This window comes from Shewanella sp. SG44-6, from assembly GCF_014164185.1.
GTDB lineage: Bacteria > Pseudomonadota > Gammaproteobacteria > Enterobacterales > Shewanellaceae > Shewanella > Shewanella vesiculosa.
This window is the reverse complement of the sequence record NZ_JACJER010000167.1, coordinates 1-8,417: the sequence shown is the minus strand read 5'-3', so window position 1 is coordinate 8,417 and position 8,417 is coordinate 1. Positions and strand designations below refer to the sequence as shown.

Genomic DNA, 8,417 nt, shown 5'->3' with positions numbered 1-8,417 from the left:
GGTTAGATGCAGCGGGCATCACCAACGGTCCGGTGTTTCGTCCCACCAACCGCTGGGATCACATTCAGGAAAAAGCGCTGGCTCCAGGTGCGGTCAATGCTTTGCTCAAAACGCTGGGGCAAGCCGGGCGGCTTTTAATAGATCATATTGCACACCAATCTCTTCATCAGCGAAGAAATACGGAGCAATACTATCACTGGTTGAAAAACTAATGCTGTCGATCATTAGCGGCGATTGTTCATTCTTGCTCAGCGCGTTAAATTTATCTGATAGGGGTACATTTTCTATTGAGGATAATAAAGTGGCAGATAAGGGTCTACAAAAGCCTAATAATAAGTTAAATAAACAGATAGAAAAAACGATATTGCTTTTCAATGGTTAGTCTCCTCAGGAGATACTGCTTAGTGTTAAATAGATCATCATCCTTGTGTTGATTCATGGTAATAACCAAAGTAAAGCACATTAACATCATGAGTACACTTTGATTATAAGACAAGTTATCTTTAGCGTCATTGAATATAAAAAAATCATCAAATAGCCTTACTTAATACTCCGTTTATACCAAGGTCCTGTCGGATCATCAGTCATTGTTTTAGCGTATTGCTAACGAATCAATTTTTATTGTCTCTTTTATCGGCCCAGATGAGTAATACTTGATTGATTTGTCGATAAATACTGGTTAAATTGAAGATTCTTATTCATTTTCTCGATGGTTTTTTATCATTTCTTAATGGATTGTATCAGCTGATTTAGCCTTATATTAAATCAGATAAATTATATGTTTTGCCGGAGTTGTAACCACTATGCATTATCAAAATGACGATATTCGTATCGATGAAATAAAAGAATTGCTACCTCCAATTGCGATTCTAGAGCGATTTCCGGCAACCGAACATGCATCAACAACCGTTTTCAATGCACGTAACAGTATTCATAATATTTTAGCGCGTAAAGATGATCGCATCTTAGTGGTGATTGGCCCTTGTTCAATCCATGATCCTGTTGCCGCGTTAGAGTATGGTCAACGTTTGGTTAAGTTACGTCAGCAGTATAAAGATCAGCTTGAAATTGTTATGCGAGTGTACTTTGAAAAGCCGAGAACAACGGTTGGTTGGAAGGGGTTAATCAATGATCCTTATATGGATAACAGTTTTCAATTAAATGATGGCTTACGCACTGCTCGTAAACTATTAGTTGATTTGAACGATGCTGGTATCCCAACCGCGGGTGAGTTTTTAGATATGATAACACCTCAATATGTTGCCGATATGATGTGTTGGGGCGCTATTGGGGCACGCACGACTGAGTCGCAAGTTCACAGAGAGCTATCATCAGGTCTTTCTTGCCCAGTCGGATTTAAAAATGGTACCGACGGTACCATTAAGGTGGCCATTGATGCGATTGGGGCTGCTAATGCTCCACATCATTTCTTATCGGTGACTAAGTTTGGTCATTCGGCTATTGTCTCCACTAAAGGTAATCCTGATTGCCATATTATTTTACGCGGTGGACGCACTCCCAATTATAGCGCTGAACATGTAGTTGATATTGCTCAGCAGCTGACTAAATCAGAATTGCTTGATAACATTATGATCGATTTTAGCCACGCCAATAGCAGTAAAGATTATAAAAAGCAGATGATGGTTGCTGAAGATGTGGCAGGGCAAATATCTCAAGGAAATTATGCTATTTTTGGTGTAATGGTCGAAAGCCATTTAGTTGAAGGGCGTCAAGATTTAATTGAAGGCAGTGCTCTGTGTTACGGGCAAAGCATTACTGACGCTTGTATAGGATGGGATGACACTGAGACGCTGCTAGCGAGATTAAATCAAAGTGTCCTGAACCGTCGACAAGCATAAAGTGGGTGTAAACTGACGTAAAAATAAGGCGCTAAATGCGCCTTATTTTTTTATACCTTGTACTAAGTATTCATTGGCCTTAGCTAAACTGCCAAAAGCCGATATGAGATTATCACGGCCTTTTTCTTGCAACTCAGGGTTACCTGATTCAATCATCATCCATACCCATGTTTGTATTAGTTGTAATGGTGGGTACTGAATTTTTGAATTCTCCAACATAAAGTATCCTTTAAACTCGTAAATCGTTGTTTGTTTACTATCAAACAAGCATTTTTATGTAACCAAAGAATAACAAATTCTGCTTACAGAAATAACTCAATTTAGATTAAAAAAGCTTAAAAGGGCTAAAAAAGTTTGAAATATAGTATTTATGACTAATGCGGATCCTATAAATATACTACTAAAGTGCTACCTACGTACTACTTACATGCGATTACCCCCCCCTTTTATGATCCTGGTGAGTTTGCCGTTATTACATCGTAATGTGAGCAATGTCTGATAAGAAAATGGCATATAATAAGACAATCAATATTAGATCATCGTAAACTGCCTAGCAGCGGTAAATAACTGGAGCATAAATGAGACCTTCTGCGTATTTTGAAGGCCCGGTAGGGAAGTTAAATTGGCATGTTTTACGCCTGTTATGGCCATATTTACTAGAATTTAAAGCGCGCGTGATTTTGGCTATGATTTGTTTAGTGGTTGCTAAGCTCGCCAGTGTTGCATTGCCATTTCTTTTGAAAGAATTAGTCGATACCTTAGATAAACAATCTCCGGCCCAGCTTATTGCAGTCCCGGTTGGCTTGGTATTAGCTTATGGCGCGGTTCGTTTACTCAATGTCATTATTGGTGAGGTTCGTGACACCTTATTTGGCCGAGTCACCGAACGTGCTATCCGTCGTCTTGGGCGGGCGGTATTTGAACATTTGCATCGACTCGATCTTGATTTTCACTTAGATCGTCGCACCGGTGGCTTATCCCGCGACATTGAACGTGGCACCAGTGGTGTCAATTTTTTAATGCGTTTTATGGTATTTAATATCGTACCAACCCTGCTTGAGATTATGCTTGTTATTGGGGTCTTCTTTTATAATTATGGCATCAGTTTTGCGCTGATAACCTTAGTTTCTGTTGTAGCTTATATTGGTTATTCTATCGTAGCGACTGAGTGGCGCACCGGTTATGTTCGTGATGCTGCCCGAGCTGACTCGCTGGCCAATACTCGTTCAGTGGATAGCTTGTTAAATTATGAAACCGTAAAATATTTTAATAACGAAGAATTTGAGTCACAACGATATGACTCTGCACTTGAGCAATGGGAAGTGGCAAAACGAAAAAATCGTTTATCATTGTTTGCCCTAAACGGTGGTCAAGCGTTAATTATCGCTGTGGCTATGACAGCTATGATGGCATTAGCGGCTTATGAAGTAAGCCAGGGCTCAATGACTATTGGTGACTTTGTGTTAATTAATGCATTTATGATGCAGTTGTTTATTCCGTTAAATTTCTTAGGGTTTGTTTATCGTGAGATCCGCGGTGCATTAGCCAATATTGAGCGTATGTTTGATATTTTAGACAAACAACCACAAGTATTAGATTCGGATGATGCTATTGAGATTAGCCCAACGATTGGGACGATAAAGTTTACCGATGTGAGTTTTCAATACGACCAACGCCCTATTTTGAACAGTGTTAGCTTCGAGGTGCCAGCAGGGAAAAAAATTGCTGTAGTCGGTGACAGTGGCGCGGGTAAATCAACTATTATTAAATTGCTATTCCGCTTTTATGATGTTGCTAGTGGTGCAATCACTATTGATGGCATTGATGTGCGTCACTTTAGCCAGCAAGCTTTGCGAAGAGCTATTGCTGTTGTCCCGCAAGATACCGTGTTATTTAATGATTCTATTTACGAAAATATTCGCTATGGTCGTGCCGATGCGACTCATGATGAGATTGTCGCAGCAGTTAAGCTAGCGCATTTGAGCGACTTTATTGAATCATTACCAGATAAAGGCAATACCAAAGTGGGGGAGAGAGGTTTAAAGCTCTCAGGTGGAGAAAAACAACGAGTTGCTATTGCTCGAGCTGTGTTGAAGGGCTCGCCCATCCTAGTGTTTGATGAAGCAACATCGTCTCTCGACTCACGATCTGAGCAAGCGATTCTCAGCGCGCTCAGAGATGCTGCTAAAGGACACACAAGTTTAGTGGTGGCCCATCGTTTATCGACCATTATTGATGCCGACCAAATAGTAGTATTGAGTAAAGGTAAGATTGTTGAGCATGGTACTCATGTCAGTTTGTTAGCTAAACAAGGTCTTTATGCACGACTTTGGCATATTCAACATGAACAAAAAAATCTGCCACATGCCTAGTGGACGTTGCTATGTTGCTAGGTGATATAAAAGAATAAAATACCGAAGTTGCTGTTTTTCATTTATGCTTTATTGACTATGAGTAAGGCTTATACAGCATTTAAGTTTTACATAAATGGCCGCTATTTATAACGCTAAACGCTATAATTGAATACTTAAGCAGCAAAGAATAGCGCGTAAACTGACTTGTTAGATCTATCGTGACTGAAATTTTTGACGGCAGTGATCAACGCAGTTAATCTATAGTCCGACTTATGGTGTATTATCCCCAGATAGCTATACTTTTCAATCAATTGGATTTTATTAAAGGTGCGAATTCGTGTATGGAGGTGACTTGTGCATAATATTGCGTTAATTGCGGCGCTAGAAGGCACCCGACATCAAGTGACAACTGATTGGTTTGCTATTATGGCAATGCTAAAAGGGCGTAACATGTCTGATGATGCGATTAAAATAGTCTACAACGATTTGTGTGCCGGTTTAAGAGTGACGACTCGTGGAGTGACTCTCGCGAAGGCAATGGACAGCGACTTGGATAAGAGCAATATATCAATCTAGCCATCCCACAATACAATTCCCATGTACTTTGGGATTAATCGAGTGTAATAAAATCATATTCTAGTAGCGGCTGTTATCACAGCTGCAGTATTGGCTTTGGCTTAAGTGATTTCATTTAATGCTCAAAGAGGATTAATTGCTAAATGAGATTTTCTGGATAATGTAAGGACAAGAGGATTGGCTGAAACAATGGTTTAGTAGAGAGTATAACGATGACTGGCTTATTTTTTTTGCCAATTAATACACACCATTTTTATCAATGCTGCTGGAGACGGATCGAGAGTTAAGCATTTAATTTTTCCTTGCTCAAAACACACTAGCTCGCCTTCGATTTCTGTCATTCGATTACAGTTTTTACAGCTTAAACTTAAGCTTTTGACATTTAGATCAACATTAAGATCTACTGCATTCTTTTTGATATTCAACATGAAATCCTTCTGTTTGATTTCGCTTTAAAATCACACTAAGACCGCTTACTGTGACAAACATCAAATTTTATTATACACCCTTTAATGATATTCGGCAAAGTAATCGCGCGCATCAACCCCAGTTGTTTACTGGGATTGATGCGCTTCTCTACTGCATATGACGGTAATGATTATCAAGGGTGACTGCAACTCCAGACGATTGCACTATTCGAGCGTGATGACGGGTTAAATACCTTGGGTCCGTTACGCCACAAGAGTGGGCAATCATAGTTAAATCATAATGTAAGAAATGATTGTAGTTTGCCACTCGCACAGATTTATCTTTAGGATCTAAGCCTTTTTGCAGACGGATATTGTGGGTTGTGATACCCGTTGGGCAGGTGTCTCTGTTGCACTGTAGTGATTGAATACAACCCAAGGCAAACATATTGCCGCGAGCTGAAGCAATAAAGTCTGCGCCAGTGGCCAATGCCCAAGCCACATAAGATGGCATAATCATTTTACCCGTTGCGATGACTTTAATGCGTTGCTTAAAGCCGCGTTGATTCAATAGATCAACCAGAGACGGCAAGCTTTGCCTTAGTGGTAACCCAACGTTGTCCATCAATGCCTGTGGCGCTGCACCAGTGCCGCCATCTGAGCTGTCCAACGTAAAAAAATCTGGGGCATATTCTATCCCACGTTGCTCAATTTCATCCAAAAACTCTGTTACCCAAGACATATCGCCTAATACAGCCTTAATGCCAGTTGGTTTACCGGTAATGTCTCTTACTTGATTTATCATATCGACAATGTCAGCAACATTGTGTAATTCAATATGGCCATTAGGGCTAATTGAGTCGTGTCCTGCTGGAATACCGCGAATGGCTGCGATTTCTTCGGTCACTTTTACTGCAGGTAAAATCCCTCCTTTCCCTGGCTTCGCGCCCTGGCTCAACTTAATTTCAAACATTTTAACTTCAGGGTGGGCTGCTATATCGCTGAGTTTTTGAGGATCTAAATGGCCTTGTTCGTCTCGGACACCATATTTGGCAGTCCCGATTTGAAACACTAAGTCACAATGACCTTTAAGATGATACGGGCTTAATCCTCCCTCACCAGTATTGAGCCAGCAACCTGCTTTCGCTGCACCATGAGATAGCGCCGTTATCGCTGGTCGAGATAATGCACCAAAGCTCATTGCTGAAATATGGCAAATTTTACTGGTTGTGTAAGGATGGGTGCAATCTGGACCAATGGTTACGTCTATTGTCTTGTGAGAGTCATGATCGCTGACTGGGAAGGCTGAGTTCATGAACATCACTGAACCGGGTTTATCTAGAACTTGTGTTGATCCAAATGCAATTGTACGGTCAACATTTTTGCTGCGCGATATACCCAATTGCGCTCGGCACGGTTAAACGGCAGTTCTTCACGATCTTGAGAAAAAAAGTATTGTCTAAAAAACTCACCCTGTTTTTCAAATATATATCGAAAGCGACCGATAACAGGGTAATTATGGCGTATGGCTTGTTTTGTTTGCCATTTATCAGCAATAAACATGTAAATGACCGCAATCAGTAATAGCCAAAATAACACTAAGAAAAGACCAGAGAAGATATCCATTCCCCACATAAACCAATGTTGTTGCGGCATATTATTGTCCTTAAATTGAATCTAGTACTGTGTGTTTATTCGCGGTAATTTAGTCGCAGTAATGATAGTAATTGAGTCTGGTTAATTAACCATATTAGCAATGCCAAATATAATCTCACTATATCGTTTATTTTTTCTGCTTGCTATCTAACTGCTTTGTTTTAAAACGAAGAAGCATTTATGGTCATTATTGCAGTGAATTAAATCGTATATTTATTTCATTATGACTTCAGGTATGCATTTTTTGGTCGATAATTAAGCTATCCGTTACTTTAAATAAGACACTATTATGGACATTAAAAGCGCAGCGCCCTCAAATGTGAAGGGACGAGAAAACAACAATACTCCAACCAGTGAAGCGAATACTTCAACTCAAAATAAAGCTAATAATACGAGTTCAGCGGTAAATTCATCAGCTAAAGTATCAGTGAGTCAACTGAGTCGTCAAATGATGAACAACAGTATTCTTGCCGCACAGGAGGAAGTGAGTATTTCTGCGGGTGACAAGTCTATGGCGTTGCTTTATCGCGCCGCAATTGAAGCCATTAACCAAGAACTTGCCCCTACGCTTGGAGACAACGCAATTCAGAAGGGCGTTGATAGCGGAGTGGATTACTCACCAGAGGCAACAGCTGATCGCATTGTGAGCTTTGCCACAAATTTTTTCTCTATTCACCAACAACAAAATAAATCTATGGGACTAGATGAGCAAGTTGATAGTTTTATGCTCAAAATTGGTGATGCCATAGATCAAGGCTTTAAAGAGGCTAGCGATATATTGTCTGGTTTAAAGGTGTTAGAAGGTGATATAGCCGCTGGTGTGGATAAAACATATGAACTGATACAGCAAGGGTTAGCGCAATTTAAGCAAGATAAGCTTGCTAAAGATGAATCACAAAGCGTGACTCAAGCGACGTAGTCTCTTATGATTAAGATTGGCTCTCAGTGAAAGGATCGTGACTATGTGGACTACGGGTAAAGTAATTGAACGCATTGATTGGAATGACAAATTATTTTCACTGCGGATCAAAGCCGATGTCGAACCTTTTATCGCCGGTCAGTTTATAAAGCTCAGCCAAATACGAGATGAAAAGCGTGTTGCTCGTGCATATTCACTGGTGAATCCACCAGGTAAGGACTATGTCGAAGTGCTTGCTGTTGCGGTAGAGGACGGGCTGCTGTCTCCAGATCTACAAGCATTAACCCCTGGAGACTCTATTGAAGTTACGTCTAAAGCAACAGGGTTTATGACTCTAGACGAGGTGCCAAATGGCGCTTTGCAAGGTAAACATTTGTGGTTTTTTGCCACAGGCACCGCTGTCGGACCTTTTATCTCAATGCTGGCAACTGATGGGCCTTGGCAACGATTTGAAAAGGTCGTGCTCGTTTATGGTGTTCGCCTTGGTGAAGATCTTGCTTATTTAGAGACCATCCAGCAGTTTATTGAACTGCATCCACAGCAGTTTGTATTTATTCCTATTGTGACCCGTGAAGATTATCCTAATGCTTTATCATGTCGTATTCCCGATGGTATTAGCAGCGGATTAATTGAACAGAAAGCGGGG

General features: G+C 40.5%; 7 protein-coding genes and 2 pseudogenes. 6 read left to right on the top strand and 3 right to left on the bottom strand.

The genetic code is table 11. From position 1 onward, the window contains the following. Window positions 1-212, top strand: a pseudogene (locus H5185_RS23100) (hypothetical protein); the annotation flags it as partial. 591 nt (window positions 213-803) lie between these two features. Next, a complete protein-coding gene (aroG, locus tag H5185_RS19845; protein WP_182742954.1) occupies window positions 804-1,859 on the top strand; it encodes a 3-deoxy-7-phosphoheptulonate synthase AroG in 1,056 nt (351 codons plus the stop codon). Window positions 1,860-1,901: 42 nt separating this feature from the next. On the opposite strand, the gene H5185_RS19840 is transcribed toward aroG, so the two are convergent. Continuing rightward, on the bottom strand, window positions 1,902-2,078 hold the full coding sequence (locus tag H5185_RS19840) for a hypothetical protein (RefSeq protein WP_124018055.1): 177 nt from the start codon (window positions 2,076-2,078) through the stop codon (window positions 1,902-1,904). A gap of 359 nt (window positions 2,079-2,437) precedes the next feature. On the opposite strand from H5185_RS19840, the gene H5185_RS19835 reads away from it, so the two are divergent. Beyond that, on the top strand, window positions 2,438-4,231 hold the full coding sequence (locus tag H5185_RS19835) for an ABC transporter ATP-binding protein/permease (RefSeq protein ID WP_124018054.1): 1,794 nt from the start codon (window positions 2,438-2,440) through the stop codon (window positions 4,229-4,231). Between the two features lie 336 nt (window positions 4,232-4,567). Then, window positions 4,568-4,789, top strand: a complete 222-nt coding sequence (locus H5185_RS19830) for a hypothetical protein (protein ID WP_124018053.1) — start codon at window positions 4,568-4,570, stop codon at window positions 4,787-4,789. Between the two features lie 221 nt (window positions 4,790-5,010). Here H5185_RS19830 and H5185_RS19825 read toward each other — a convergent pair whose 3' ends face one another. Together H5185_RS19825 and H5185_RS19820 are read right to left on the bottom strand one after the other, a co-directional pair. After that, window positions 5,011-5,217: a hypothetical protein gene (locus H5185_RS19825; RefSeq protein ID WP_235781755.1), complete on the bottom strand. Its 207-nt coding sequence runs from the start codon at window positions 5,215-5,217 to the stop codon at window positions 5,011-5,013. Window positions 5,218-5,365: 148 nt separating this feature from the next. Continuing rightward, window positions 5,366-6,852 (bottom strand): annotated as a pseudogene (locus H5185_RS19820) (FMN-binding glutamate synthase family protein). 289 nt (window positions 6,853-7,141) lie between these two features. Between H5185_RS19820 and H5185_RS19815 the strand changes: the two are divergent. Both H5185_RS19815 and H5185_RS19810 read left to right on the top strand, forming a co-directional pair. Next, complete coding sequence (locus tag H5185_RS19815; RefSeq protein ID WP_182696663.1) at window positions 7,142-7,771, top strand: DUF5610 domain-containing protein; 630 nt, start codon at window positions 7,142-7,144, stop codon at window positions 7,769-7,771. Between the two features lie 43 nt (window positions 7,772-7,814). Beyond that, on the top strand, window positions 7,815-8,417 hold a 603-nt coding region (locus tag H5185_RS19810; RefSeq protein ID WP_182742953.1), incomplete at its 3' end, for a ferredoxin--NADP reductase.

Coding starts and splice junctions, on each gene's coding strand:
- aroG (WP_182742954.1), top strand. CDS start 804: ATGCATTATCAAAATGACGATATTCGTATCGATGAAATAAAAGAATTG.
- H5185_RS19840 (WP_124018055.1), bottom strand. CDS start 2,078: ATGTTGGAGAATTCAAAAATTCAGTACCCACCATTACAACTAATACAA.
- H5185_RS19835 (WP_124018054.1), top strand. CDS start 2,438: ATGAGACCTTCTGCGTATTTTGAAGGCCCGGTAGGGAAGTTAAATTGG.
- H5185_RS19825 (WP_235781755.1), bottom strand. CDS start 5,217: ATGTTGAATATCAAAAAGAATGCAGTAGATCTTAATGTTGATCTAAAT.
- H5185_RS19815 (WP_182696663.1), top strand. CDS start 7,142: ATGGACATTAAAAGCGCAGCGCCCTCAAATGTGAAGGGACGAGAAAAC.